Source organism: Mesorhizobium sp. ISC25 (assembly GCF_042295465.1).
Lineage (GTDB): Bacteria > Pseudomonadota > Alphaproteobacteria > Rhizobiales > Rhizobiaceae > Mesorhizobium.
In genome coordinates this window covers 1,041,471-1,064,682 of the sequence record NZ_CP135441.1, presented here as the reverse complement: position 1 = coordinate 1,064,682, position 23,212 = coordinate 1,041,471, and the positions used below count along the sequence as shown (strand labels likewise).

25 protein-coding genes are annotated in these 23,212 nt (G+C 62.2%); 13 read left to right on the top strand and 12 right to left on the bottom strand.

The window, feature by feature from the left end:
• Positions 1-118: 118 nt before the first annotated feature.
• On the bottom strand, positions 119-946 hold the full coding sequence (locus RQ479_RS05205; protein WP_376704339.1) for a helix-turn-helix transcriptional regulator: 828 nt from the start codon (positions 944-946) through the stop codon (positions 119-121).
• Positions 947-1,032: 86 nt separating this feature from the next.
• Between RQ479_RS05205 and RQ479_RS05200 the strand changes: the two genes are divergently transcribed.
• Together RQ479_RS05200 and RQ479_RS05195 are read left to right on the top strand one after the other, a co-directional pair.
• Entirely contained in the window at positions 1,033-1,563 is a 531-nt protein-coding gene (locus RQ479_RS05200) for a hypothetical protein (RefSeq protein ID WP_376704338.1), read from the top strand.
• Between the two features lie 74 nt (positions 1,564-1,637).
• A complete protein-coding gene (locus RQ479_RS05195; protein WP_352720147.1) occupies positions 1,638-2,267 on the top strand; it encodes a MarC family protein in 630 nt (209 codons plus the stop codon).
• Positions 2,268-2,275: 8 nt separating this feature from the next.
• Here RQ479_RS05195 and RQ479_RS05190 read toward each other — a convergent pair whose 3' ends face one another.
• On the bottom strand, positions 2,276-2,701 hold the full coding sequence (locus tag RQ479_RS05190) for an OsmC family protein (RefSeq protein ID WP_376704337.1): 426 nt from the start codon (positions 2,699-2,701) through the stop codon (positions 2,276-2,278).
• A gap of 123 nt (positions 2,702-2,824) precedes the next feature.
• Complete coding sequence (locus RQ479_RS05185) at positions 2,825-3,340, bottom strand: single-stranded DNA-binding protein (protein ID WP_376704336.1); 516 nt, start codon at positions 3,338-3,340, stop codon at positions 2,825-2,827.
• A 209-nt stretch (positions 3,341-3,549) separates the two neighbouring features.
• Between RQ479_RS05185 and RQ479_RS05180 the strand changes: the two genes are divergently transcribed.
• From RQ479_RS05180 to RQ479_RS05140, 9 genes are all read left to right on the top strand, one after another.
• A complete protein-coding gene (locus RQ479_RS05180; protein ID WP_376704335.1) occupies positions 3,550-3,939 on the top strand; it encodes a cupin domain-containing protein in 390 nt (129 codons plus the stop codon).
• A gap of 81 nt (positions 3,940-4,020) precedes the next feature.
• A complete protein-coding gene (locus tag RQ479_RS05175) occupies positions 4,021-4,335 on the top strand; it encodes an ArsR/SmtB family transcription factor (protein ID WP_376704334.1) in 315 nt (104 codons plus the stop codon).
• Positions 4,332-4,856: an SRPBCC domain-containing protein gene (locus RQ479_RS05170; RefSeq protein ID WP_352466426.1), complete on the top strand. Its 525-nt coding sequence runs from the start codon at positions 4,332-4,334 to the stop codon at positions 4,854-4,856. The genes RQ479_RS05175 and RQ479_RS05170 overlap by 4 nt, the downstream gene beginning before the upstream one ends.
• 26 nt (positions 4,857-4,882) lie before the next feature.
• Positions 4,883-5,488, top strand: a complete 606-nt coding sequence (locus RQ479_RS05165) for an ATP-dependent Clp protease proteolytic subunit (RefSeq protein ID WP_254817374.1) — start codon at positions 4,883-4,885, stop codon at positions 5,486-5,488.
• A 93-nt stretch (positions 5,489-5,581) separates the two neighbouring features.
• Positions 5,582-5,875: a hypothetical protein gene (locus tag RQ479_RS05160; protein ID WP_352466425.1), complete on the top strand. Its 294-nt coding sequence runs from the start codon at positions 5,582-5,584 to the stop codon at positions 5,873-5,875.
• Between the two features lie 699 nt (positions 5,876-6,574).
• Entirely contained in the window at positions 6,575-9,496 is a 2,922-nt protein-coding gene (gene uvrA, locus RQ479_RS05155; RefSeq protein WP_376704333.1) for an excinuclease ABC subunit UvrA, read from the top strand.
• On the top strand, positions 9,496-9,906 hold the full coding sequence (locus RQ479_RS05150) for a DUF302 domain-containing protein (protein ID WP_376704332.1): 411 nt from the start codon (positions 9,496-9,498) through the stop codon (positions 9,904-9,906). The genes uvrA and RQ479_RS05150 overlap by 1 nt, the downstream gene beginning before the upstream one ends.
• On the top strand, positions 9,903-10,373 hold the full coding sequence (locus RQ479_RS05145) for a GNAT family N-acetyltransferase (RefSeq protein ID WP_376704331.1): 471 nt from the start codon (positions 9,903-9,905) through the stop codon (positions 10,371-10,373). Before RQ479_RS05150 ends, RQ479_RS05145 begins: the two co-directional genes overlap by 4 nt.
• Before the next feature lie 28 nt (positions 10,374-10,401).
• Positions 10,402-11,208, top strand: a complete 807-nt coding sequence (locus tag RQ479_RS05140; protein ID WP_376704330.1) for a DUF72 domain-containing protein — start codon at positions 10,402-10,404, stop codon at positions 11,206-11,208.
• Positions 11,209-11,254: 46 nt separating this feature from the next.
• On the opposite strand, the gene RQ479_RS05135 is transcribed toward RQ479_RS05140, so the two are convergent.
• From RQ479_RS05135 to urtA, 6 genes are all read right to left on the bottom strand, one after another.
• Positions 11,255-11,455, bottom strand: coding sequence for a hypothetical protein (locus RQ479_RS05135; RefSeq protein ID WP_352466420.1), 201 nt, complete (start codon positions 11,453-11,455; stop codon positions 11,255-11,257).
• 217 nt (positions 11,456-11,672) lie between these two features.
• Positions 11,673-12,368 carry an urea ABC transporter ATP-binding subunit UrtE gene (gene urtE, locus RQ479_RS05130; RefSeq protein WP_376704329.1) on the bottom strand — a complete coding sequence of 232 codons (696 nt, stop codon included), beginning with the start codon at positions 12,366-12,368 and terminating at the stop codon, positions 11,673-11,675.
• A gap of 70 nt (positions 12,369-12,438) precedes the next feature.
• Positions 12,439-13,185: an urea ABC transporter ATP-binding protein UrtD gene (gene urtD / locus RQ479_RS05125; RefSeq protein ID WP_352466419.1), complete on the bottom strand. Its 747-nt coding sequence runs from the start codon at positions 13,183-13,185 to the stop codon at positions 12,439-12,441.
• Between the two features lie 7 nt (positions 13,186-13,192).
• Entirely contained in the window at positions 13,193-14,425 is a 1,233-nt protein-coding gene (gene urtC, locus RQ479_RS05120) for an urea ABC transporter permease subunit UrtC (protein WP_376704328.1), read from the bottom strand.
• Positions 14,422-16,038 carry an urea ABC transporter permease subunit UrtB gene (urtB, locus tag RQ479_RS05115; protein WP_376704327.1) on the bottom strand — a complete coding sequence of 539 codons (1,617 nt, stop codon included), beginning with the start codon at positions 16,036-16,038 and terminating at the stop codon, positions 14,422-14,424. The genes urtC and urtB overlap by 4 nt, the downstream gene beginning before the upstream one ends.
• 100 nt (positions 16,039-16,138) lie before the next feature.
• Complete coding sequence (gene urtA / locus RQ479_RS05110) at positions 16,139-17,449, bottom strand: urea ABC transporter substrate-binding protein (RefSeq protein ID WP_376704326.1); 1,311 nt, start codon at positions 17,447-17,449, stop codon at positions 16,139-16,141.
• Between the two features lie 300 nt (positions 17,450-17,749).
• On the opposite strand from urtA, the gene RQ479_RS05105 reads away from it, so the two are divergent.
• Complete coding sequence (locus RQ479_RS05105) at positions 17,750-18,145, top strand: hypothetical protein (RefSeq protein ID WP_352466416.1); 396 nt, start codon at positions 17,750-17,752, stop codon at positions 18,143-18,145.
• A 49-nt stretch (positions 18,146-18,194) separates the two neighbouring features.
• Here RQ479_RS05105 and RQ479_RS05100 read toward each other — a convergent pair whose 3' ends face one another.
• Both RQ479_RS05100 and cckA read right to left on the bottom strand, forming a co-directional pair.
• Positions 18,195-18,905 (bottom strand): purine-nucleoside phosphorylase, encoded by a 711-nt coding sequence (locus tag RQ479_RS05100; RefSeq protein ID WP_376704325.1) that lies wholly within the window; start codon positions 18,903-18,905, stop codon positions 18,195-18,197.
• A gap of 81 nt (positions 18,906-18,986) precedes the next feature.
• Positions 18,987-21,560 (bottom strand): cell cycle histidine kinase CckA, encoded by a 2,574-nt coding sequence (gene cckA, locus RQ479_RS05095; protein ID WP_376704324.1) that lies wholly within the window; start codon positions 21,558-21,560, stop codon positions 18,987-18,989.
• A gap of 203 nt (positions 21,561-21,763) precedes the next feature.
• On the opposite strand from cckA, the gene RQ479_RS05090 reads away from it, so the two are divergent.
• A complete protein-coding gene (locus RQ479_RS05090; RefSeq protein WP_376704323.1) occupies positions 21,764-22,510 on the top strand; it encodes a hypothetical protein in 747 nt (248 codons plus the stop codon).
• 83 nt (positions 22,511-22,593) lie between these two features.
• On the opposite strand, the gene dksA is transcribed toward RQ479_RS05090, so the two are convergent.
• On the bottom strand, positions 22,594-23,010 hold the full coding sequence (gene dksA, locus RQ479_RS05085; protein WP_023717816.1) for an RNA polymerase-binding protein DksA: 417 nt from the start codon (positions 23,008-23,010) through the stop codon (positions 22,594-22,596).
• Positions 23,011-23,212 lie beyond the last annotated feature (202 nt).

The following is a 23,212-nucleotide window of genomic DNA, read 5'->3' as shown; positions in this document are numbered from 1 at the left end:
GGTGCTTATATAGGAAGCCGGCCCGAAACTCCAACAATCGCGGCAGTTTTCCAGTGTCGTTTTTAGCGGCAAATTCAAAAGGATACACCAATTGCGACGATATGGCCGTGGCTCGCTTTCACGAGCGTCGCCGGCGGGCGCGATAAGTACCCGGCGCCTCGCCCATCAGCCGCCGGAAACGGCGATTGAAGGTCGACAGATCGTTGAACCCCGCCGCAAAGGCGATCGCCGAAATCGCCTGATCCGACGTCCGCAGCCGCACGGCTGCCCGGTGCAGCCGCGCTCTCAGCAGGAATTGGTAGGGCGTCATGCCGGCAACGTGCCGGAAGGTGCGCAGGAAATGGTAGGGGCTGGTGGCGGTCTCGTCGGCGAGTTCGGCAAGCGAGATCGGCCGGTCGGCATCGACTTCGATGCGCCGCACCGCTTCGGCGACGCGCTTCTGGTCACGGCGGCTCGGCGCGCTCTGTCCTTCCGTAGCGCTGCAAGTCGTTGTCACCGCCGCACCGGCAATGCGCAGGGCGAGTTCCTCGAACGCGCCAGTGTCGGCCATCTCGCGCGCCGCCTCCGCTTCGGCAAGCAGCGGCACCAGCGCCGGCAAGGGCGGCAGGCGCGGCGTGCGGAAATCAAGCTGCTTCGCGCCCGGCACGTCGGCGACGATCCGCTCCATATAGGCCGGTCCGAAATGGAAGGAGAGGCAACGGTCGCCGGCGCCATGCTCATGGCCGCATTCGTAGCATGTGCCGGGATTGCCGAGCAGGAGCGCTCCCGGCGCCAGCATCGCCGTGCCCTGGCGGGCACGATAGCGGAAGGTGCCGCTGGTTACGGCGGCGACGCAGAAATCCCGATGCTCCTCCTCGAATGGCCTGTCGGCGGCGCTGGCGGTGCAGATGACATCCGACACCTGCCAGCCTCGGCCCGACGCAAGCCTATGCGCGCTCGTCGTCATCGCCGAAACATAGCAACTTTTCCCAAGCGCAGAACCCCTGTCGGCCGCTATGCTTGCCGGTCTCCTGACAAGATGAGAGCGAAGCCATGTCCAATTCCTTTGCCAAGGCCCTGCACAGCGATGGGCCCGTACCGGCCCTTGCCGAGAAACTGAATCTTTATGGCCGCTTCGTTGGCGCCTGGACGTTCGACGCCACGCGCCATCTCGAGGACGGTCAGGTGCTGACCGGGCGCGGCGAAGTGCATTTCGGCTGGGTGCTCGAAGGCCGGGCCATCCAGGACGTATGGATCCTGCCCGCCCGTGACGCCGGCGCCTCGCCGTCGCTCGGCAAATGGACCTTTTATGGCACGACTTTGCGCGTCTACGACCCCGGCGTCGACGCCTGGCACATCTTCTGGAGCGATCCGCGCAGCCAGTACTACAGCCGCCAACTCGGCCGTGCCGAGGGCGACACCATCATCCAGCAAGGCGCAGACGGCACCGGATCTGCTGTGCGCTGGAGCTTTTCCCGGGTCACCGAAAATTCGTTCCGCTGGCTGGGCGAACGCTCGCAGGACGACGGCGCCACCTGGCGTCTCGAAGTCGAGTTTCTGGCGCGGCGCGCCGCGAGCCCCTGATCCGCACGGTTTCCACTGGCTCCGCTTTGCTCTACCAATCCCGTTATCCGGCATTGCCGGCGGGGAGGGTCAGCATGCCGAGCTTCGACAGCCTGTTCAACGCCTTCGTCACCATACTGGTGACGATCGATCCGCCCGGCCTGGCGCCGCTCTTCCTTGCCGTGACCCGCGGCATGAACCGCAAGGAGCGCAACCAGGTCTCCGTGCGCGCTTCGATCATCGCTTTCCTGGTGATGGCGTTGTTCGCAATCGCCGGCGCGTCGATCCTGTCAGTCTTCGGCATCACCCTGCCGGCCTTTCGCGTCGCCGGCGGCTTTCTGCTGTTCTTCATCGCCTTCGAAATGGTGTTCGAGCGCCGGCAGGACCGCAAGGAGAAGATCGGCGACGTCGCCATCACCAGGGATATGATCCACAACATCGCCGCCTTTCCGCTGGCGATCCCGCTTATTGCCGGTCCCGGCGCAATTTCGGCGACCGTCCTGCTCTCAAGCTCGTTTCAGGGTTTTGGCGCGCAGACAGCACTTGTCGGCATCATCGCCATCTGCCTTGTCATCACTTACCTGGTGTTCGTGCTGTCAGAGCGCATCGACCGTATCCTCGGCCAAACCGGCCGTTCGATCCTGACACGGCTGCTCGGCGTCATCCTGGCGGCGCTCGCCGTACAGTTCGTGGCCGACGGCATCAAGGCGCTGATGGCGACGTAGGAACTGCCCTACTTCGCTGTCGTTTCAATGACTTCGAAGTCGTGGGTGATCTCGGCGGTCTTGGCCATCATTGCCGAGGCCGAGCAGTATTTCTCGATCGAAAGCCCGATCGCCCGCTTCACCTTGTCGTGTGACAGCGCCCGGCCCTTGACGACAAAATGCATGTGGATGCGGGTGAACACCTTGGGATCGGCTTCTGCACGGTCGGCATCGAGTTCGACCACACAATGGTCAACCGCCTCGCGCCCCTTTTCGAGGATATGGACCACGTCATAGGCCGAGCAACCGCCGGTGCCGATCAGCACCAGTTCCATTGGGCTCGGCCCCGGCGTCTTGCCCTCCGGCCCGAACGCAGTGCCTAGCACCAGCTTGTGCCCACTGGCGGACTCGCCAACGAAAGTGCGCTCCTCGACCCATTTGACCCTTGCTTTCACTTGATACGTCCTTTCACCGCTCAAACGCACAACGTCCCGAAAATCCAAGACAGATTTTCGGGACGCCATTTCGTGGCCAAGGTGCTGGCGCTTTTCGCCGCAAGGGCAGTCCGCCCCGAGAAATCAGAACGGGATTTCGTCGTCCAGCTCGCGCGACGAACCACCACCGCCGCCCTTGTTGGCGCCACCGCGATTGAAACTTTCGCCCGGGCCGGACTGGCCGAAATCGGAACCGCGGCTCGCACCACCACCACCGGCATAGTTGCCGACCTGGCCGCCGCCCTCGCCCCGCGCATCGAGCATCTGCAGCTCGCCGCGGAATTTCTGCAACACGACCTCGGTCGTATAGCGGTCATTGCCGGTCTGGTCCTGCCATTTGCGCGTCTGCAGCTGGCCCTCGACATAGACCTTCATGCCCTTCTTCAGATACTGCTCGGCCACCTTGGCGATCTGGTCGTTGAAGATCACGACATTGTGCCACTCGGTCTTTTCCTTGCGCTCTCCGGATGTCTTGTCGCGCCAGCTTTCCGACGTCGCGATGCGAATGTTGACAACCGGGTCACCCGAATTCAGGCGGCGGATTTCAGGGTCCGCCCCGAGGTTGCCCACCAGAATGACCTTGTTGACGCTACCCGCCATGAAACTTCTCCGCGCTCATCCGAAACCAGATTTCTGTCGCTGCACCTTACAGGCTACGGATAATCCCTGCCTGCCGTCGCTGCCTTTTCCCACAACGTTTTTGTTCTCTTTTCGTTCTATAGTACAAGCCCTGCACTGTCAATAGTTGTCAGTAAGAAGTAGTTGTCTTGACGTCGAATTTCCACAGACCATGGGATCGAGGCGAACGCATGAAGATGGTTGCGCATGACGATCAGCCGCAAGAAGAATGGCGGGCGGGAGTAAAGACCCGAATGCATGTCTCGGCCCGCAACGGCGCAACTCAACTTTGCATATTCGAACAATGGGTCGAACCAGCGGTTGGCGCCCCGACACATTGGCACCCGGTCGAGGAAGTGCTTACCGTCATCGCCGGCAGGGCTGAGATGTGGATCGACGAAGAGCATCTCGTCTTGACTGCCGGACAGTCGCTTGTTGTTGCCGCGCGCAGGCAACATGGCTTCCGAAACGTAGGCTCCGAAACGCTTCATATTCATGCCGTGCTCGCGTCACCAGTTTTCGAGGCGACGTTCAACGGATCCCCCGACATGGTGAGACGCTGGCTTCCAGCGAGTTTGTAAAACCTCGCCTGTCTAAAAAACACCGCCTGTCTCAAAAAACACGGCTTGCCAAACCGATAAGTATTGACTTATGCTTTCGGAATGATCGAAGCAGATATTTTTCGGGCACTGGCCGATCCAACCCGTCGCGCCGTCTATGAGCGGCTCGCCGACGGCGAGATGACGGTGTCGGAACTGCGCACTGGCATGCCGGTATCGCAGCCGGCGGTATCGCAACATCTCGCAGTGCTGCGCGGCGCCGGCCTCGTAGTCGAGCGCCGGGCCGGTCGCAACGCCTATTACCGCGCCGATCCGAAGGGGCTTGCGCCACTGCTCGGCTGGATCGAACGCTACCGTGCGTTCTGGCCAGAGCGCATCGAAAGGCTCAAGACGGTTTTGAAGGACATGGACCAATGACCAGCCGAGGCAAAGAACGCGCGGAAATGGCGGCAGACAAGATCGAGTTCGAGTGCGAGCTGCCCGAGCCGCCGGAAAAGGTGTGGCGGGCGCTGACGGTGCCGGACCTGCTCGCGGCCTGGATGATGCCGAACGACATCAAGCCCGAAATCGGCAACCGCTTTGCCTTTAAAGCGCCGAATGCGCCGATCGAGTGCGAAATCCTCGACGCGGATCCCGGACGGCTGCTGCGCTATTCCTGGCGGGAGCGGGCGGCGCCCGGCGATACGCAAGTGCCGCCCGGCAACCCCCTGGACAGCCCAAAGAACGACAACCCAGTGGACAGCATCGTCACCTTTACGCTTGACCGCACCGTTTCCGGCGGCACGCATCTGCGCATCGTCCATGATGGTTTTGCTCGGGCAGCGATGCCGGAGATCGCGATGGTAGGTGCCGGTTGCCGGCTTTCGTTTGAAGCACGCGCTCCCAAGCATAAGCAGATCGCCGCAAACGCGCCGCGCCTCTTCCTGCGCGCGGCCTGAACGACAACAGTCAATGGAGACAAACGATGAGCGGCCTTGCCAATTTGGTGCCGATGGTGATCGAGCAGTCGAGCCGCGGTGAACGCGCCTTCGACATATTTTCGCGGCTGCTGCGCGAGCGCATCGTCTTCATCAACGGGCCGATCGATGACGGCACCTCGGCGCTGGTCTGCGCCCAGCTTCTGTCGCTGGAATCCGACAATCCCGACAAGGAGGTCTCGCTCTACATCAACTCGCCGGGCGGCGTGGTGACCAGCGGTTTCGCCATCTACGATACGATGCAGTATATCAGTTGCCCGGTCTCCACCGTTTGTATGGGTTTCGCCGCCTCGATGGCCTCGTTTCTTTTGATGGCCGGCACGCCAGGGCGGCGTATCGCGCTACCCAACACCAGCATCGTGCTGCATCAGCCTCTCGGCGGTTTCCAGGGCCAAGCCTCCGACATCCAGCGCCATGCCGAGGGCATCCTTCGCACCAAGCGGCGCATGACCGATCTTTACGCCCATCATTGCGGCCGCACCTACGAAGAAGTGGAACGCACGCTCGACCGCGACTTTTTCATGACTGCGCAGGAGGCCAAGGATTGGGGCCTCGTCGACCATGTTTTCGACACTCGCAAGCAGGCCGCGTGAAGCACCTTCGAACGGAACTGAGCGATATGAGGGCCGGCAACTCTCAGCGCCGCCGGTCTGGCTTCGGCGCTATCGCCGCACTATAGTCAGGTGATGACCGCCATTCGTTCATCCAGCCTATGCCTTGCCATTGCCGCCATTGTGGGCACGAACATGCTGGTGGGCATGGCACTTGCCCAAGATAATTCGACGTCTTCGCAAAAGGGCGCCCTGCCCGGTGTGACGAGTGACTATCGCATCGCCGAGCCAACTCCGCAGCCCGAGCCCGACGACGCGGTTCCAAGCAGCGGCAACGGCACGTTCAAGATCGGCGATACCGATGTTCGGATTTCCGGCAGCATCACCATCGATGTCGCTACCGGCGGGATCAGGCCCTCCAGCCGCTAAGTTCGCCTGGTGTGAACCACAAATATTGCGCTTCAAACGAACAGCCCCGCCATTGCTTTTGCAACTGACGGGGCTTCTTGGATCTAAAATCCAAATTGCCGGGAGTGTACTGCCGGCTTTTTATTTCGGATGCTTCGCGGCGTTCAGCCGACGATCCGACTAGCAGTCTCTGATTGTTGTGGGGATCGGCAGATCAACGTTGGCAGGTAGCGCTAAACGCCTGACCTGGCTACTTATACCTGCCGCGGCTCCAGCGACACGTGGAGCCTCAAGGAACTATCCGGTGGAGTCATGCCTCTGCTCTCCTTCTGTTCGTTGCGACTGTCGTCGTCGAAGCGCTCATCGCATAACCCGCGGCGTCTCGCAGGCTAGCCCCAGGCCGCGAGGCCATCGAAAGACGGCCAGCTTCGTTGACGTTTGGAGTCTGCCCCCGTGACGCATGGACGTCAACCTTGAATAGCCGATTACCGAAAAATGTGATCGCGAGACGCTTTGTGAAGCCGGCCGCACGGGCAGCTTTTGTCAGGAGCGTGTTCGGCCTTTGTTCTTTCCGCTTGCCCGTTCGCGCGAAAGACGGTTAAACGCTTTGGTCGAGAGTTGTGGCGTCTCTCGAAAAGGCGGCGAAATTTACCTACATAGGGGGTGGTCGGGAAAACCCGCCCATCCCATGAATTCCAGATTCTGAGGCGGCGACCGGCGATGGCCGACCATAAATATCTCTCCATTCGCGGGGCACGCGAACACAATCTGAAGAATGTCGATCTCGACCTGCCGCGTGACAGCCTGATCGTCATGACCGGCCTGTCGGGGTCGGGCAAGTCGTCGCTTGCCTTCGACACCATCTACGCCGAGGGCCAGCGCCGCTATGTCGAGAGCCTTTCGGCCTATGCACGGCAATTCCTCGAAATGATGCAGAAGCCGGACGTCGACCAGATCGACGGCCTGTCGCCAGCCATCTCCATCGAGCAGAAGACCACCTCGAAAAACCCACGTTCGACGGTCGGCACCGTCACCGAGATCTACGACTATATGCGGCTTTTGTTCGCCCGCGTCGGTGTACCCTATTCACCGGCCACTGGCCTGCCGATCGAGAGCCAGACGGTTTCGCAGATGGTCGACCGGGTGCTTGCAGTCGAGGAAGGCACCCGGCTGTTCATTCTGGCGCCGATGGTGCGCGGCCGCAAAGGCGAGTACCGCAAGGAATTGCTGGAGCTGCAGAAGAAGGGCTTTCAGCGCGTCAAGGTCGATGGCGTCTTCTACGAGATCGCCGACGTGCCGGCGCTGGACAAGAAGTACAAGCACGACATCGACGTCGTCGTCGACCGCATCGTCGTGCGCGGCGATCTGGCGAGGCGGCTCGCCGATTCCATCGAGACCGCGCTGAAGCTGGCCGACGGACTGGCGGTAGCGGAATTTGCCGACAAGCCGCTCGACGCCAGCCAGACGGGCGAGGATTCGGTCAACAAGTCGAAGAACGAGACGCATGAACGCATGCTGTTCTCGGAAAAGTTCGCCTGCCCGGTGTCCGGCTTCACCATTCCCGAGATCGAGCCCAGGCTGTTCTCCTTCAACAATCCGTTCGGCGCCTGCCCGACCTGCGACGGGCTCGGCAGCCAACGCGCCATCGATGCCAGCCTGGTCGTGCCCGACGAGAATGTCTCGCTGCGCGCTGGCGCCGTCAGCCCTTGGGCGAAGTCGACCTCGCCCTATTATGCGCAGACGCTGGAAGCGCTGGGCATTGCCTATGGCTTCAAGCTCGGCGACAAGTTCAAGGATTTGAGCGAGGAGGCAAGGCAAGCTGTCCTGCTCGGCACCGGCGAGCGCGAAATCACGTTCCACTACGATGACGGCCTGCGCTCCTACAAGACGACGAAAACCTTCGAGGGCGTCATCCCCAATCTCGAGCGCCGCTGGAAGGAAACCGAATCCGCCTGGATGCGCGAGGAGATCGAGCGCTTCATGTCGGCCACGCCCTGCCCGGCCTGCCGCGGCTATCGGCTGAAGCCCGAGGCGCTCGCGGTCAAGATCGCCGGCAAGCACATCGGCGAGGTCACCGAGCTGTCGATCCGCAAGGCCGACCAGTGGTTCACCGACCTGCCTGCTTCGCTCAATGACAAGCAGAACGAGATCGCGGTGCGCGTGCTCAAGGAAATCCGCGAGCGGCTGCGCTTCCTCAACGATGTCGGGCTCGACTACCTGACGCTGTCGCGCAACTCCGGCACGCTGTCGGGCGGCGAGAGCCAGCGCATCAGGCTCGCCTCGCAGATCGGCTCCGGCCTGACCGGCGTGCTTTACGTGCTGGACGAGCCGTCGATCGGTCTGCACCAGCGCGACAACGCCCGCCTGCTCGACACGCTGAAGCATCTGCGCGACATCGGCAACACGGTCATCGTCGTCGAGCACGACGAGGACGCCATCCTGCATGCCGATTACGTTGTCGATATCGGCCCGGCCGCCGGCATTCATGGCGGCCACATCATCGCCCAGGGCACGCCGCAGCAGATCATGGCGACGCCCGCTTCGATCACCGGAAAATACCTGTCGGGCGAACTCGAAGTGGCGACGCCGGCCGTGCGGCGCGAGGCCAAGAAGAACCGCCGGCTGAAGGTCGTCGGCGCGCGCGGCAACAATCTGAAGAACGTCACCGCCGAAATCCCGCTCGGCACGTTTACCGCCGTCACCGGCGTGTCCGGCGGCGGCAAGTCGACCTTCCTGATTGAGACCCTGTTCAAGGCGGCGTCACGCCGCATCATGGGCTCGCGTGAACATCCGGCCGATCACGACCGCATCGAGGGGTTGGAATTCCTCGACAAGGTCATCGACATCGACCAGTCGCCGATCGGGCGCACCCCGCGCTCCAACCCTGCCACCTATACCGGCGCCTTCACGCCGATCCGCGACTGGTTCGCCGGCCTGCCGGAGGCCAAGGCACGCGGCTACCAGCCGGGGCGCTTTTCGTTCAACGTCAAGGGCGGCCGCTGCGAGGCCTGCCAGGGCGACGGCGTCATCAAGATCGAGATGCACTTCCTGCCTGACGTCTACGTCACCTGCGACGTCTGCCACGGCAAGCGTTACAACCGCGAGACGCTCGACGTGCTGTTCAAGGGCGAGTCGATCGCCGACGTCCTCGACATGACGGTTGAGGAAGGCGTCGATTTCTTCGCCGCCGTGCCCGGCGTGCGCGACAAGCTGGAGACGCTGAAACGGGTCGGCCTCGGCTACATCCATGTTGGCCAGCAGGCAACGACTTTGTCGGGCGGCGAGGCGCAGCGCATCAAGCTTGCCAAGGAACTGTCGCGCAAGGCGACCGGCAAGACGCTCTACATTCTCGATGAGCCAACCACCGGCCTGCATTTCCACGACGTCGCCAAGCTGCTTGAAGTGCTGCACGAGTTGGTCGACCAGGGCAACACGGTCGTCGTCATCGAGCACAATCTCGAGGTAATCAAAACCGCCGACTGGGTGCTCGACCTCGGCCCCGAGGGCGGCGACGGCGGCGGCGAGCTGGTGGCGTCCGGCACGCCGGAGGACATCGTCCGCGAAAAACGCAGCTATACCGGGCAGTTCCTGAGGGAATTGCTCGAGCGGCGCCCCGGAGGCAAGCGCGAAGCGGCGGAGTGATGGCAAAGAACGGTCTCATCAGGGTCCAAAGCCGCTTCGGCGTGACCGAAACGATCGATCGCCTGGTCGAGACTGTGGAACGTGCAGGATTGCTGGTCTTCGCCCGCATCGATCACGCCGCCGGTGCGCGCAGTGTCGAAGCATCACTGCGTCCAACCGAACTCCTGATTTTCGGCAATCCGAAAGGCGGTACGCCACTGATGCAGGACCGGCAGCTTGCCGGCATCGATCTGCCGGTCAAGGCACTGGCTTGGGAGGACGAGCAAGGCAAGGTCTGGCTCTCCTACAATGATGCGCACTGGATGGCTGATCGCCACGGCTTGGGCGACGCCAGTCGCAATGCCGTCGCCGCGATAGCGGCCGGCATGGACAAGGTGATTGCGGCCGCCGCCGGCGCGGGCCAGTTTTGATCATGAGAGCCGCTCGTCCCGATGATCTCGCCACGGTGATCTCGCTGACGGAAGCCGCCTACGCGCCTTACACCGCGATGCTGGGAGCACCGCCGATCCCGATTACCGAAGACTATGCGCCGCGCATCGAGCGCGGCGAGGTCTGGCTTTCGGAGCAAGACGGGCAGACGGCTGGCCTGATCGTTCTCGAACGACATGCGGACCATACAATGATCTTCAGCGTCGCCGTTGCGCCCGCCTCTCAGGGCAAGGGTTTCGGCATCGGACTGCTCGATTGGGCCGAGCAACAGACGCGCCTATGGAGCTTGCCTGAAATCCGACTCTACACCAATGCCAGAATGGAACGGAACGTTTCGTTGTATAAGGCGTACGGCTTTCGCGAAACGGGTCGCCGGCCCAATCCATATCGGCCAGGATGGACGGTCGTCGACATGGCGAAAGCCGTCGAGACGACCGCCATCGCGTGATCCTTTTCTGCAAACCGGGAGGACAACCATGACTCAATCAGGAACAATCCGCGCCGGCATGGGCGGCTGGACCTTCGAGCCGTGGGACACGTCCTTCTACCCGGACAAGTTGTCGAAGGCCAAGCAGCTGAATCATGCCAGCCGGCAGGTGCCGACTATCGAGGTCAACGGCACCTATTATTCGAGCTTCAAGGAACCGACCTTCGTCAAATGGGCGAACGAAGCGCCGGATGGTTTCGTCTATTCGCTGAAGGGCAACCGCTTCGTCACCAACCGCCGCGTGCTCGGCGAGGCAGGCGAATCGATATTGCGCTTTCTCGGGTCGGGCGTCGCGGCACTTGGCGACAAGCTCGGGCCGATCCTGTGGCAATTCGCGCCGACCAAGAAATTCGACCCGGACGACTTCGAGGCCTTCCTAAAGCTGTTGCCGGAAAAGCAGGACGGCGTTGCGCTGCGCCACGCAGTCGAGGTGCGCAACGACAGCTTCGTCGTGCCGGAGTTCGCAGCCTTGGCGCGAAAGCACAAGGTCGCGATCGTCTATGCCGACCACGCCAAATATCCAGGGATTGCCGACGTCACCGGCGATTTCATCTATGCGCGGCTGCAGACCGGCAGCGACCACAATCCCGATTGTTACACGCCCAAGGCGCTCGATGAATGGGCGGCGCGCGCAAAAACCTGGGCGGAAGGCAAGGTGCCGGCCGACCTGCCGCGTGCCGATCCTTCAACCGACGCGCCGGTCAAGCCACGCGACGTGTTCGTCTACTTCATCACCGAGGGCAAGGTCCGCGCTCCATTCGGCGCCATCGCGCTGATGAAGCGGGTCGCAGGCTGACGCCCCCGCTGTCGGTGGTCTGCCTGGCCGGGTCCTAAACTACCGGCTATGCGGCGCGCTCGTCCGAACGCCGATCAACCCTGACGATCTCGTTGAAAGCATCGAGATCGACATAGAAGACCTTTGTGATCTCCGCGATGAGTTCGTCGTGGTCATACCCCTGCGATTTCAGAATGTTGATGGCTGTTAGGATGTCGACGCGCTCCGTGAGCCGTCGTTTCTGGTAGTCCTCGACATAGCGCTCCATCGACTGGCCCTAGCTCCCAAGCACCCGAAATGTTGGACGACAACAGATCGCTGGAAGGGAGCGGCTTGCGCGCAAGCATGCCGACGCGGCCCGCGCCTTCCCCTGATCTGCCAAGTTGGAACTGGTACGGAAAGCGGCCGACTCACCAAGGCCAAGCAAAATCTAGCACGCAATCTCCAGCGCGCCAGAGTTGCAAAGTAATGGAATCAATAAGAATTCAGACAGTCAGGAATTTGCGGACGTCCGCCCGGTCGAGATCCTCGGCGGGGCCGGTATGGACGATCTGGCCGCGGTCCATGATATTGACCTCGTCGGCCAATTCCCGGCAGAAATCGAGATATTGTTCGACCAAAAGCACGGCAATGCCGGCCTGGTCGCGCAGATAGCGAATGGCGCCGCCGATATCCTTGATGATCGACGGCTGGATGCCTTCGGTTGGCTCGTCGAGCACCAGCAGCTTCGGCCGCATCACCAGCGCCCTGCCAATGGCAAGCTGCTGCTGCTGGCCGCCGGAAAGGTCACCGCCGCGGCGCGCGAGCATCTGCTTCAGCACCGGAAACAATTCGAAGACGTGACCGGGAATATTGCGGTCGGCGCGCCTCAGCGGCGCGAAGCCCGATTCGAGGTTTTCCCGCACCGTAAGCAGCGGAAATATCTCCCTGCCCTGCGGCACGAATGCGATGCCCGACCGGGCGCGATCATACGCCGCGCTCCGGTCGAGCGCCTTCCCCTCGAAGGCAACACTTCCGCTCGTCAGCCGATGATGGCCGACGATCGATCTCATCAAACTGGTCTTGCCGACGCCGTTGCGGCCGAGCACGCAGGTGATCTTGCCGGCGCCAGCCTTCAGCGAGACGCCGCGCAGCGCCTGGGCAGCGCCGTAATGCAACGTGGCATTGGAGACTTCGAGCATGGTCAGTGCTTTCTCCAACGCCTGAAGAACGAAAGGTCGAAATGATGGAACGGAACGCGCCAGACCATGTTCATCTCCCCAGGTAGACTTCGACGACGCGCTCGTCGGCCGAAACGAAATCGAGCGAACCTTCGGAAAGGACCGAGCCTTCGTGCAGGCAGGTGACCTTGACGCCGAGCTCGCGCACGAAATGCATGTCGTGCTCGACGACGATGACCGAATGGTCGCGCGCGATATCCCTAAGCAGCCGCGCGGTCTCTTCGGTCTCGGCGTCGGTCATGCCGGCAACGGGTTCGTCGACCAGCAGCAGCTTCGGATCCTGCGCCAGAAGCATGCCGATCTCGAGCCATTGTTTTTGGCCATGGCTCAAATTGGCGGCGAGCTCGTCGCGCTTGTCGCCAAGCCGGATGATGCCGAGAATGTCGTCGATCTGCCGCACGTCCGCGGCCGAGCGACGATGGAACAGTGCCGGGAAGATCGAGCGCGGGCCTTTCAGCGCCAGCATCAGATTGTCCTCGATCGTGTGGCTTTCGAAGACGGTCGGCTTCTGGAATTTACGGCCGATGCCCATCATGGCGATTTCGGCCTCGTCGTGTTTGGTCAGGTCGACCTCGCCGTCAAAGAAAACCTCGCCCGCGTCGGGCCGCGTCTTGCCGGTGACGATGTCCATCATCGTCGTCTTGCCGGCGCCGTTGGGGCCGATGATCGCCCGCATCTCGCCCTTATCGAGCACCAGCGACAGGTTGTTGATGGCGCGAAAACCATCAAAGGAAACCGACACGCCGTCGAGATAGAGGATGGTGTTGCTCTTCGACATCAGGCCATCACTCCGCCGGCTGCGGTTCGGCGCCGGAGGCCGACCAGTCGCCCGGCCTTCTCGCCGCCGAGCGATCGATTTTCGGCGGCACCGGCGCGTCGGGATCGATGCCGGCTTCCTCGGCGGCCGAGGCTGCCCGCATCGCCTTTGCGTTGCCGCGCCAGGAATCCCACATGCCGATGATGCCCTTGGGCAGGAACAGCGTGACGGCGACAAACAGTCCGCCCAGCGCAAACAGCCAGAATTCCGGCAGCACGCCGGTGAACCAAGATTTACCGCCATTGACCAGAAGCGCGCCGATGATCGGCCCGACGATGGTGCCGCGCCCGCCGACGGCCGCCCATACCACCACCTCGATCGAATTGGACGGCTCGAATTCGCCGGGGTTGATGATACCGACCTGCGGCACGTAAAGCGCACCGGCGATGCCGGCCATCACCGCCGACACGGTGAAGGCGAACAGTTTGACGTTCTCCGCCCGCCAGCCGAGGAAGCGTGTGCGGCTCTCGGCATCGCGCACTGCCATCAAAAGCTTGCCGTATTTGGAACCGACGATTGCCCAGGTGACGAAGACGGCAAACGCCAGCATGACGGCGCTGGCCGCGAACAGCGCCGAGCGTGTCGTGTCGGCCTGCACGTTGAAGCCTAAAATGTCCTTGAAATCAGTCAGGCCGTTATTGCCGCCGAAACCCATGTCGTTGCGGAAAAACGCAAGCAGCAGCGCATAGGTCATCGCCTGGGTGATGATCGACAGATAGACACCGGTGACGCGGCTGCGGAAGGCGAACCAGCCGAAGACGAAGGCGAGCAGGCCGGGTACCGCAAGCACCATGACCGCCGCGAACCAGAAATGGTCGAAACCATACCAGAACCACGGCAATGCCTTGTAGTTAAGGAATACCATGAAATCCGGCAGCAGCGGATTGCCGTAGACGCCGCGCGAGCCGATCTGGCGCATCAGATACATGCCCATCGCATAGCCGCCGAGCGCGAAGAAAGCACCATGGCCGAGCGAGAGGATGCCGCAATAGCCCCAGACGAGATCGAGCGCCAAGGCGAGCAGTGCGTAGCACAGGTATTTGCCGGTGAGCGCGACGATATAGGACGGCACGTAAAACGCACTTGTCGGCGAGACCGCAAGATTGAGCAGCGGCACGACGATGGCAACCGCCAGCAGGATGAAGATGGTGATGGCGACGCGGCGGTCGGCGCCGGCAGCAAAGAAGCGTCCCGTGATCATGCTTCCACCGACCTGCCCTTGAGCGCGAACAGCCCGCGCGGGCGTTTCTGGATGAACAGGATGATCAGCACCAGGACGACGATCTTGCCGAGCACCGCTCCAGCGTAAGGTTCGAGGAACTTGTTGACGATGCCGAGCGAGAAAGCGCCGACCAGCGTGCCCCAAAGATTGCCGACACCGCCGAAGACGACGACCATGAAGCTGTCGATGATGTAGCCGCGGCCGAGATTGGGTGAGACGTTGTCGATCTGGCTGAGCGCGACACCCGCGATGCCGGCAATGCCGGAGCCGAGTGCAAACGTTAGCGCATCGACCCAAGGCGTCCTGATGCCCATCGAGGCGGCCATGCGGCGATTGGCGGTGACGGCACGCATCTGCAGCCCCCAAGGCGTGCGTTTCATCACGTAGAGCAGCACCGCGAACACGCCGAGCGCAAATACCAGGATCCAGAGCCGGTTCCAGGTCACGGCAAGCTGGCCGATATCGAACGATCCGGACATCCAGGATGGATTGCCGACCTCCTGGTTGGTCGGCCCGAAGATGGTGCGTACGGCCTGCTGCAGGATCAGCGAGACACCCCATGTCGCCAGCAGGGTTTCGAGCGGCCGGCCGTAGAGGAAGCGGATCAGCCCGCGCTCGATGACAAGGCCGACGAGCGCCGCCACCAGGAAGGCCAGCGGCAGGGCGATGACCAGCGACCAGTCGAACAGGCCGGGAAAGGAACTGCGGATCACCTCCTGCACGACGAAGGTCGTGTAGGCCCCGAGCATGACCATCTCGCCATGCGCCATGTTGATGACGCCCATGACGCCGAAGGTGATGGCCAGGCCAATCGCCGCCAGCAGCAGCACCGATCCGAGCGATATGCCGTACCAAATATTCTGGCCGGCATCCCACAGCGCCAGCGTCGAATTGATGTTGGCGATCGCCGCCGTCGCCGCGTCCTTCACCGCACCTTCGGAATTGGCCTCTACCGACGTTAGCAGCGACACCGCATCGCGGTCGCCGCGCGCGCCGATGAGCGCGATCGCCGCCAGTTTGTCGGCCTCCGGCCTGTCTGAAACGAGAACCGACGCGGCGCGGGCCTGTTTGAGCAACGCCTTGACGCTTGCCACGCTCTCATTGGCGATGGCGGTGTCGAGCGGCTCAATGTTTGCCGCGTCCGGCGTCTTGAACATGGTCTCGGCGGCGGCAATGCGCACGGCCGGATCCTTGGAGCCAAGCGTCAGCGTGCCCAGCGCGTCGCGGATGACGCGGCGCAGCGTGTTGTTGACCTTGATCTTGGTGATGTCGCCCTTGGCAACTTCGCCCGATCTTTCGCCGGTGAGCGCATCGAGCAACTCGATGCTGTCGCCGCTGTCCTTGCCGACAAAGACCAGTGAATCGGCCTTGCGGACGTAAAGGCTGCCCTCCGCAAGCGCGGCAAGCGGCCGTTCTACGGCCGGATCGCCGGAAGCCGCAAGCTCCCGCACGACGGCTTCGATCGCCGGAAAATTGGTGGCGGTGGCGAATTTGGCGATGACGGCGCGCAGATCCGCTTCGGCAGCGTTCGACGGCGGCAGCGTCCCCAGGAGGAGGAGCAGCATCAGGCCAATCGCGCGGATCAGGATCATTGGTTTCTGGTGGCTGTTGAAGGTTGAATGTCGCCTCCGGGCAGGCTGGAGGAGGAACCTGCCCGGAGGCTTGCGGGTCTGGGAGGACAGACCGGGAGGATCAGTTGGTTCCCTTGCCGCCGCATTTGCCGGTGGCAACGTTGAAGTTGCCGCAGGACAGAGGCGCGCGCCAATCGGAGATCAGGTCCTTGGAGTCAGGCAGGTAGTCGGACCACTCGTCGCCCATCACCAGGCCCGGCGTCTGCGAGACGGTTTCGAACTGGCCGTCGGCCTGGATTTCGCCGATCAGCACCGGCTTGGTGATGTGATGGTTCGGCATCATGGTCGAATAACCGCCGGTCAGGTTCGGCACCGAAACGCCGACCATGGCGTCGATGACCTTGTCCGGGTCGGTGGTGCCGGCCTTCTCGACCGCCTTCACCCACATGTTGAAGCCGATATAGTGGGCTTCCATCGGATCGTTGGTGGTGCGCTTGTCGTTCTTGATGAACTTGTGCCAGTCGGCGATGAACTTCTCGTTCTCGGGCGTATCGACGCTTTCGAAATAGTTCCAGGCGGCGAGATGGCCGACCAGCGGCGCGGTGTCGAGACCGGCAAGCTCTTCCTCACCAACCGAGAAGGCCATGACCGGAATATCCTCGGCCTTGATGCCCTGGTTGCCGAGTTCCTTGTAGAACGGCACGTTGGCGTCGCCGTTGACGGTTGAGACCACGGCGGTCTTCTTGCCGGCCGAGCCGAACTTCTTGATCGCCGAGACTTCGGTCTGCCAGTCGGAGAAGCCGAACGGCGTGTAGTTGACCATGATGTCTTCGGCAGCAACGCCCTTCGCCTTCAGATAGGCTTCGAGAATCTTGTTGGTGGTGCGCGGGTAGACGTAGTCGGTGCCTTCGAGAACCCAGCGCTTCACCGAGCCGCCATCCTCGCTCATCAGATAGTCGACCGCGGGAATGGCTTGCTGGTTCGGCGCCGCACCGGTGTAGAACACGTTGCGCTCGCTCTCCTCGCCCTCATACTGGACCGGGTAGAACAGGATGTTGTCGAGCTCGCTGAACACCGGCAGCACCGATTTGCGCGACACCGAGGTCCAGCAGCCGAACACCGCCGCGACCTTGTCCTTCGAGATCAGCTCGCGCGCCTTTTCGGCGAACAGCGGCCAGTTCGAAGCCGGATCGACGACCACCGCCTCGAGCTTCTTGCCGAGCAGGCCACCCTTGGCATTCTGCTCTTCGATGAGCATCAGCATGGCGTCCTTCAGCGTCGTCTCCGAGATCGCCATGGTTCCCGACAGCGAATGGAGGATGCCGACCTTGATGGTGTCGTCGGCCGCCTTGGCGGGAACGCTCATCAGCAGGCCGGCGGTGACCACGCCGGCCGAAAACATTTTTGCTATTGTCGAGAAACTACCCCTCATACTTTTAAACTCCCAAGCTGGTTAACTGCATCGGAACAGACCATGCAACGGCTGTGCCAATCACGGGAGCAAGGTCGGAGGATTTGAGATTTCCCAGCTCTGTCAGTCGGTTAATGTATTAGCCGCAGGAGATGAACCTCGCCTGGCATGTTCGAAACGAGAAAGGATCACCCATATCAGCCTAAGTTTTACTCACGTATAGGCCAATGCCCTAATTTTGAGCATCATCATATGAGCGCTGGCGAGGATTGCAGCGCCGGAGCGAAATGAGGCAAGTTCGAACCCTTAACGGGGGACTCCATGGCCTTCAGAGCTTCTTGCATTTTCACCGCCATGCTTCTGCTGGCGACGACGACCGTAGCGCGCGCCGGCTTCAGCGACGGCAAGCTGCCGGACGGCTCCTATCATTGCGAAGTCTACCTGCTTGGCATGTTCCTCAGCCTCGGCGACATCACCATCAAGGGAAACGTCTATAGCGGTCCGGTGAGCTTCGGCATCGCGCCGCAGAGCTACAATTACCAGATGGATGCAGACGGTGTGATCACCTGGCTAGGTCCGCTGGGCGGCTACACCAGTGGCGGCAACTCGATCTCGCTTACGCAGGCGACGCTGGAAAGCGGAACCACCCCGTCCTTCGACATCATCATGAAGCAGCCAGACGGCGCCTTTACCGCCTCGACCTGCACGAAGCGTTGAAAAAAGCGCGGAACCTGGCGAGGTTCCGTACTCCGAAGCAGAAAGCCGCCTAACTCTCCGCCGCCAGGTCGAGCGCCAGCCGGGTCATGTCGGTGAAAAGACCCTGGCGTTCGGAATAGTCGGTCTGCACGCCGGTTGCCACATTGTCGACGACGGTCAGGATCGACAGCGCCCGGGCGCCGAAATCGGCCGCAATGCGGTAAAGTGCGCTGGTTTCCATATCCACGGCGAGCGCGCCCTGTGCCTGTGCTTCGGCAAAGCGTTCGCGCCCCAGCGGATGATAGAAAATATCGCTGCAGATCGTCAGCCCGGCCCGATGGTCGATGCCGAGTTCCGTAGCCCGGGCCAACGCCTGGGCCAACAATGCCGGATCGGGGCCGGCATCGGCACGATAGAGCCCAAAAACCTGGCCGCTCTCCGCATTTTCGCCGCGCACCGATTGCGCGATCACCAGGGTGCGCAGCGCCATCTCGGCGGTCAGGCCACCGCAGGTACCAGTGCGGATCAACGTTTCCGCACCATAAAAGTCCAGCAGCTCATGCACATAGACCAGGAACGAAGAGACGCCGATGCCGGTGGATTGGATGCTGACAGGCTTGCCGCGAAACAACCCGGTAAAGCCGAGCGCGCCGCGGCGGCGGTTGACGCAGCGCGGCGCTTCCAGAAAAGTCTGCGCCATCCATTCAGCGCGCTGCGGATCGCCCGGCAGCAGCACCGTGCTTGCGTAGTCGCCCTTGCTTGCCTCGTTGTGTGGCGTCACGGCATGCTTTCCAACCCGTCGCCCGTTTCGCCTGCAATCATGGCAGTCTCACGACATTGCGCAAGCGGAGCATTGGAAGGGTCAGGATTCCAGCATGTCCTTTACGATCGTGGCCAATTGCTTGAGCGAAAACGGCTTCGGCAGGAAGCCGAAATGCGCGTCGGCCGGCAAGTTCTTGGCGAACGCGTCTTCGGCATAGCCGGACACGAAGATGAACTTGATGTCGGGCTGCCGTTTGCGCAATTCGCCAAGCAGCGTCGGGCCGTCCATTTCCGGCATCACCACGTCCGACACCACGATGTCGACCTTGCCGCCGAGCGCTTCGTAAACTTCAAGCGCCTCGACGCCCGAGGACGCCTCGTGGACCGTGTAGCCGCGCGACTTCAGCGCCCGCATGCCGCCCATGCGCACGGCGTCCTCGTCCTCGACCAGCAGCACCGTGGCCGAGCCCGACAGATCCTTGGCTGAGTCGGCGATCTTGGCAGGGGCGGCCGGCACTTCTCCAGCCTCGCCCGCCTTCCTTGCCTCCGCAATGTGCCGCGGCAGGAAGATGCGGAACACGGATCCCTTGCCGACTTCGGAATCGCAGAAGATGAAGCCGCCTGTCTGCTTGATGATGCCATAGACCATGGACAGGCCGAGGCCAGTTCCCTTGCCAACCTCCTTTGTCGTGAAGAAGGGCTCGAAGATCTTTTTCAGCACATCAGGCGCGATGCCGCTGCCGCTGTCCTCGACCTCGACCAGCACATAGTCGGCCGGAGTAAGTTCGCGGTAGGAAAAGGTCTTGCACTCTCCGGCGCTGACGTTGCGGGTGCGTACGGTGAGGTCGCCGCCGGCCGGCATCGCATCGCGCGCATTGACCGCCAGATTGACCACCACTTGCTCGAACTGCCCGATATCGACCCTGACCGGCCACAGGTCGCGGCCATGGTCGATCTTGAGCTTGATGTCGTTGCCGACCAGCCGGGCAAGCAGCATCCTGAGATCGGCGAGCACGTCGGTCAGGTTGAGCACCTCCGGCCGCAGGGTCTGCTTGCGCGAGAAGGCCAGCAACTGCCGCACCAACGAGGCCGCCCGGTTGGCATTCTGCTTGATGTTCATGATGTCCGGGAACGACGGATCGGACGGCCGGTGGTTGGTCAACAGCAGGTCCGAGGCCATGATGATGGCGGTCAGCACATTGTTGAAATCATGCGCGATGCCGCCGGCGAGCTGGCCGACCGCCTGCATCTTCTGGCTCTGCGCCATCTGGCCCTCGAGGGCTTTTTGCTCGGTGGTCTCGACGGCATAGACGATGGCCGATTCCTCGGCGCCTTCGCCGCCGGTACCGTCTGCGACCGCGTTGACGTAGAAGCGTATGTGGCGCTCCTCATTGCCGGGCAGCACCGTATCGATCGGCTCGATGTCAGCCTGTTGCTGGCGTGCCTTTTCGAACGCCGCGGCGAAAGCCGGCCGGTCGCGCTCGTGGATCACCGTATCCAGCCGCACACGCCGATCGACCGCGTCGCGGTCGACGACCGAGGAAAACAGCGACAGAAACGGCGCATTGGTGCGCAGGATGCGGCCGACGTGGTCGACGCCGGCTATCGCCATCGGCGTCGAGTTGAAGAACCGCGTGAAGCGTATTTCCGAGGCGCGGAGGTCAGCCGAAGCGTCCTCGCCTTGCGTCCGGTTGAGCACGATGGTGCGAGTCGGGCCGTTGAGGCCCTCTCGACTGGCCGAGACACGATGCATGAAGCGCACCGGCAGCGCCTCGCCGGTCATCGTCGTCAGATCGAGATCGATAACAGCATTGCGCGTGGTACCCGCATCGGCCTTGACCGAACGGACCAGCGCCATGCCGTCGCCGGCGACGATCTCCGGCAGCGTGATGGCGCCGGGGGTGAAGCTGGCCAGGTCGATGCCCAGCCACTCCGCGAGGGTCGCGTTGATATAGGTGACGCGGCCTTCCTGGTCGGCGGAAAAGAAACCGGCCGGCGCATGGTCGAGGTGATCGATGGCCTTTTGCAGGTCGAGAAAGAACCGCTCCTGCTCGGCCCGTTCCCGCGAGATATCGGCAAGCTGCCAGGCAAGCATCGGCACCCGCTGGCCGGGAACGCTGAAGGCGCGGGCCCGGACGCGGTACCAGCGCGCGCCCGGTTCGGCGCCTGGCCGAATGGACTGCGCGAGCCGAAACTCGCCGTCGCCCGGCTGGCCGTCGCGCAGGCCTGACGCCAGCCGGTATATGGTCACCGAGGCCTCGGGAACGTCTGAAAGCAAACCTTCGACCGTCTTGAGGTCGGCGGCCGACTCGGCACCCGTCATATCAGCATAAGTCCGGTTGGCGTAGATGATACGGCCTTTGGTGTCGGTGACCAGGAGACCTTGCGACATCGAATCGACGAAAGCTTTCGACAGTTCGTCGCTTGTCGAGCGCGGCGTGATATGCACGAAGCCGATTGCAGTGGCGAATAGAAAGCCGACACCGATCATCGCCAGCACGCCAAGCATGCCGAGCAGGAATGGATCGCCAAGTCGCTCACGGAAAAGGCCAAAGACGATCGCTGCCCCTGTCAGGACGACGATGAAGACGATGAGCCGGGTGACCGCTCCCGGCCGCGTGTTCTGGTCGACGATAGGTACCGGATAGAAATCGCCGCGCGCTTCCTTGGCCATGTGCCCCCTGCTCGTGAATTCCGGTGTCGGTTGAATCATATTCTCAGGGTCGGGAAAAGGCCCGGCTGCAGATGTCCGCTAAAAATGACGCCGTTCGGCTCCCGGTGTTTCGAGCTGTTCACGAAGCGTGAAAGGCAACTTGCGGTCGCCTGCCGCAACAGTCTAGTGTCGCCTCTCTTCGAAAGCTGATTTTGGGGGAACCAATGCTGCAATGGCTGGATGGCGTGGCGGGTCCTGGTTATGCCGCAGCAATCCTATGGACGTTTGCAGTACTTGTCCTTCTGCTCATCATTCTTCTTATCATCAGGCTTGTCCGCAGCCTGACATTCGGAACATTCGTCGCCGGCGGCAGGAACCGCAAGACGCGGCTGGCTGTCATGGATGCCACAGCGGTCGACAGTCACCGGCGGCTAGTGCTGGTGCGCCGCGACGACATCGAGCACCTGCTCTTGATCGGTGGTCCGACCGACGTCGTCGTCGAGCGCGACATCAGGCTCTCGGCGCTGCGGCGCCCGGCATTGACCGGAGACAACAGCCACCAGCCGGCAGCAAGGCCAGCTCAGACCACAGCCGCGCCGGCGAGGCAAGCGCCGCCGCAGCCGGCAAGCGTGGCCGCAACCCCTGTCCGAGCCCGCCAGACGGCGACGATGCCGGCAACAATGCCGGCGCCGAAACCGGCATCGAACGTCACACCGTTGCCAAGTTATGGATCCGTCAACGCCAATGCCTCGCGATATGCGCCGCCGCCGGCAAAACAGGACTCCCCGGCAAGATACGAGCCGCCGGCACAGCATGAGTCGATCGACGATGCGCTGATGAAAGAGCTGGAGGTTTCCCTCGACGAGCCACGCTTCAGCCAAGCGCCGAGCAAGCCGGCGGCGAAGGCATCGCCCTCTCTCGACGACGAGATGACGAAGCTCCTCGGCGAGTTGTCCAATCAGAAAAGATAGGCCGATAGCGACCGGCCAATGAAAATGGCCGGAAAACCGGCCATTTTGAACGCTTTACCGATGCCGCTGATTTTCCCGCCGACTCAGTCGTCGCGGTAGACCTTCTCGCGCCGCTCATGGCGCTCCTGTGCCTCGATCGACAACGTGGCGATCGGGCGCGCGTCGAGCCGCTTCAGTGCGATCGGCTCGCCCGTCTCCTCGCAATAACCGTAAGTGCCTTCGTCAAGGCGCTGGAGGGCAGAATCGATCTTCGAGATGAGTTTTCGCTGGCGATCGCGGGCGCGAAGTTCGATGGCGCGGTCGGTTTCCGAGGAGGCGCGATCGGCGAGGTCGGGGTGGTTAGCGTTTTCCTGCTGCAGGATTTCGAGAGTTTCGCGCGCTTCGCGCAAGATGTCGTTCTTCCAGGTGACGAGCTTCAGGCGAAAGTAGGATTTCTGCCGCTCGTTCATGAACGGCTCGTCTTCGGAGGGTACGTAATCGGCGGTAACGATGTCGTTCATTCGACTCACCCAACAAACCCCAAATTTGGCGCCTATATATTCGCGGACCGAAAACTGCACAAGATCAATCGACGACAGTTTCACGCAATTGTTAGTCCCGGACAAACCAGCATCTGCGATGCCCTTTTTGCGAAGAATACGACCGAATCCGTACATGATTCGCTATGCTTGAGGGGCGCTTGCCATTGCGCACGGAGCTCTT

Coding starts and splice junctions, on each gene's coding strand:
- RQ479_RS05205 (WP_376704339.1), bottom strand. CDS start 946: ATGACGACGAGCGCGCATAGGCTTGCGTCGGGCCGAGGCTGGCAGGTG.
- RQ479_RS05150 (WP_376704332.1), top strand. CDS start 9,496: ATGGCAAAGAACGGTCTCATCAGGGTCCAAAGCCGCTTCGGCGTGACC.
- dksA (WP_023717816.1), bottom strand. CDS start 23,010: ATGAACGACATCGTTACCGCCGATTACGTACCCTCCGAAGACGAGCCG.
- cckA (WP_376704324.1), bottom strand. CDS start 21,560: ATGGCCAAGGAAGCGCGCGGCGATTTCTATCCGGTACCTATCGTCGAC.
- RQ479_RS05165 (WP_254817374.1), top strand. CDS start 4,883: ATGAGCGGCCTTGCCAATTTGGTGCCGATGGTGATCGAGCAGTCGAGC.
- RQ479_RS05200 (WP_376704338.1), top strand. CDS start 1,033: ATGTCCAATTCCTTTGCCAAGGCCCTGCACAGCGATGGGCCCGTACCG.
- RQ479_RS05090 (WP_376704323.1), top strand. CDS start 21,764: ATGCTGCAATGGCTGGATGGCGTGGCGGGTCCTGGTTATGCCGCAGCA.
- urtB (WP_376704327.1), bottom strand. CDS start 16,038: ATGATCCTGATCCGCGCGATTGGCCTGATGCTGCTCCTCCTCCTGGGG.
- RQ479_RS05180 (WP_376704335.1), top strand. CDS start 3,550: ATGAAGATGGTTGCGCATGACGATCAGCCGCAAGAAGAATGGCGGGCG.
- RQ479_RS05185 (WP_376704336.1), bottom strand. CDS start 3,340: ATGGCGGGTAGCGTCAACAAGGTCATTCTGGTGGGCAACCTCGGGGCG.
- RQ479_RS05170 (WP_352466426.1), top strand. CDS start 4,332: ATGACCAGCCGAGGCAAAGAACGCGCGGAAATGGCGGCAGACAAGATC.
- urtE (WP_376704329.1), bottom strand. CDS start 12,368: ATGCTCGAAGTCTCCAATGCCACGTTGCATTACGGCGCTGCCCAGGCG.
- urtA (WP_376704326.1), bottom strand. CDS start 17,449: ATGAGGGGTAGTTTCTCGACAATAGCAAAAATGTTTTCGGCCGGCGTG.
- uvrA (WP_376704333.1), top strand. CDS start 6,575: ATGGCCGACCATAAATATCTCTCCATTCGCGGGGCACGCGAACACAAT.
- urtC (WP_376704328.1), bottom strand. CDS start 14,425: ATGATCACGGGACGCTTCTTTGCTGCCGGCGCCGACCGCCGCGTCGCC.
- RQ479_RS05140 (WP_376704330.1), top strand. CDS start 10,402: ATGACTCAATCAGGAACAATCCGCGCCGGCATGGGCGGCTGGACCTTC.
- RQ479_RS05195 (WP_352720147.1), top strand. CDS start 1,638: ATGCCGAGCTTCGACAGCCTGTTCAACGCCTTCGTCACCATACTGGTG.
- RQ479_RS05160 (WP_352466425.1), top strand. CDS start 5,582: ATGACCGCCATTCGTTCATCCAGCCTATGCCTTGCCATTGCCGCCATT.
- RQ479_RS05135 (WP_352466420.1), bottom strand. CDS start 11,455: ATGGAGCGCTATGTCGAGGACTACCAGAAACGACGGCTCACGGAGCGC.
- urtD (WP_352466419.1), bottom strand. CDS start 13,185: ATGTCGAAGAGCAACACCATCCTCTATCTCGACGGCGTGTCGGTTTCC.
- RQ479_RS05105 (WP_352466416.1), top strand. CDS start 17,750: ATGGCCTTCAGAGCTTCTTGCATTTTCACCGCCATGCTTCTGCTGGCG.
- RQ479_RS05175 (WP_376704334.1), top strand. CDS start 4,021: ATGATCGAAGCAGATATTTTTCGGGCACTGGCCGATCCAACCCGTCGC.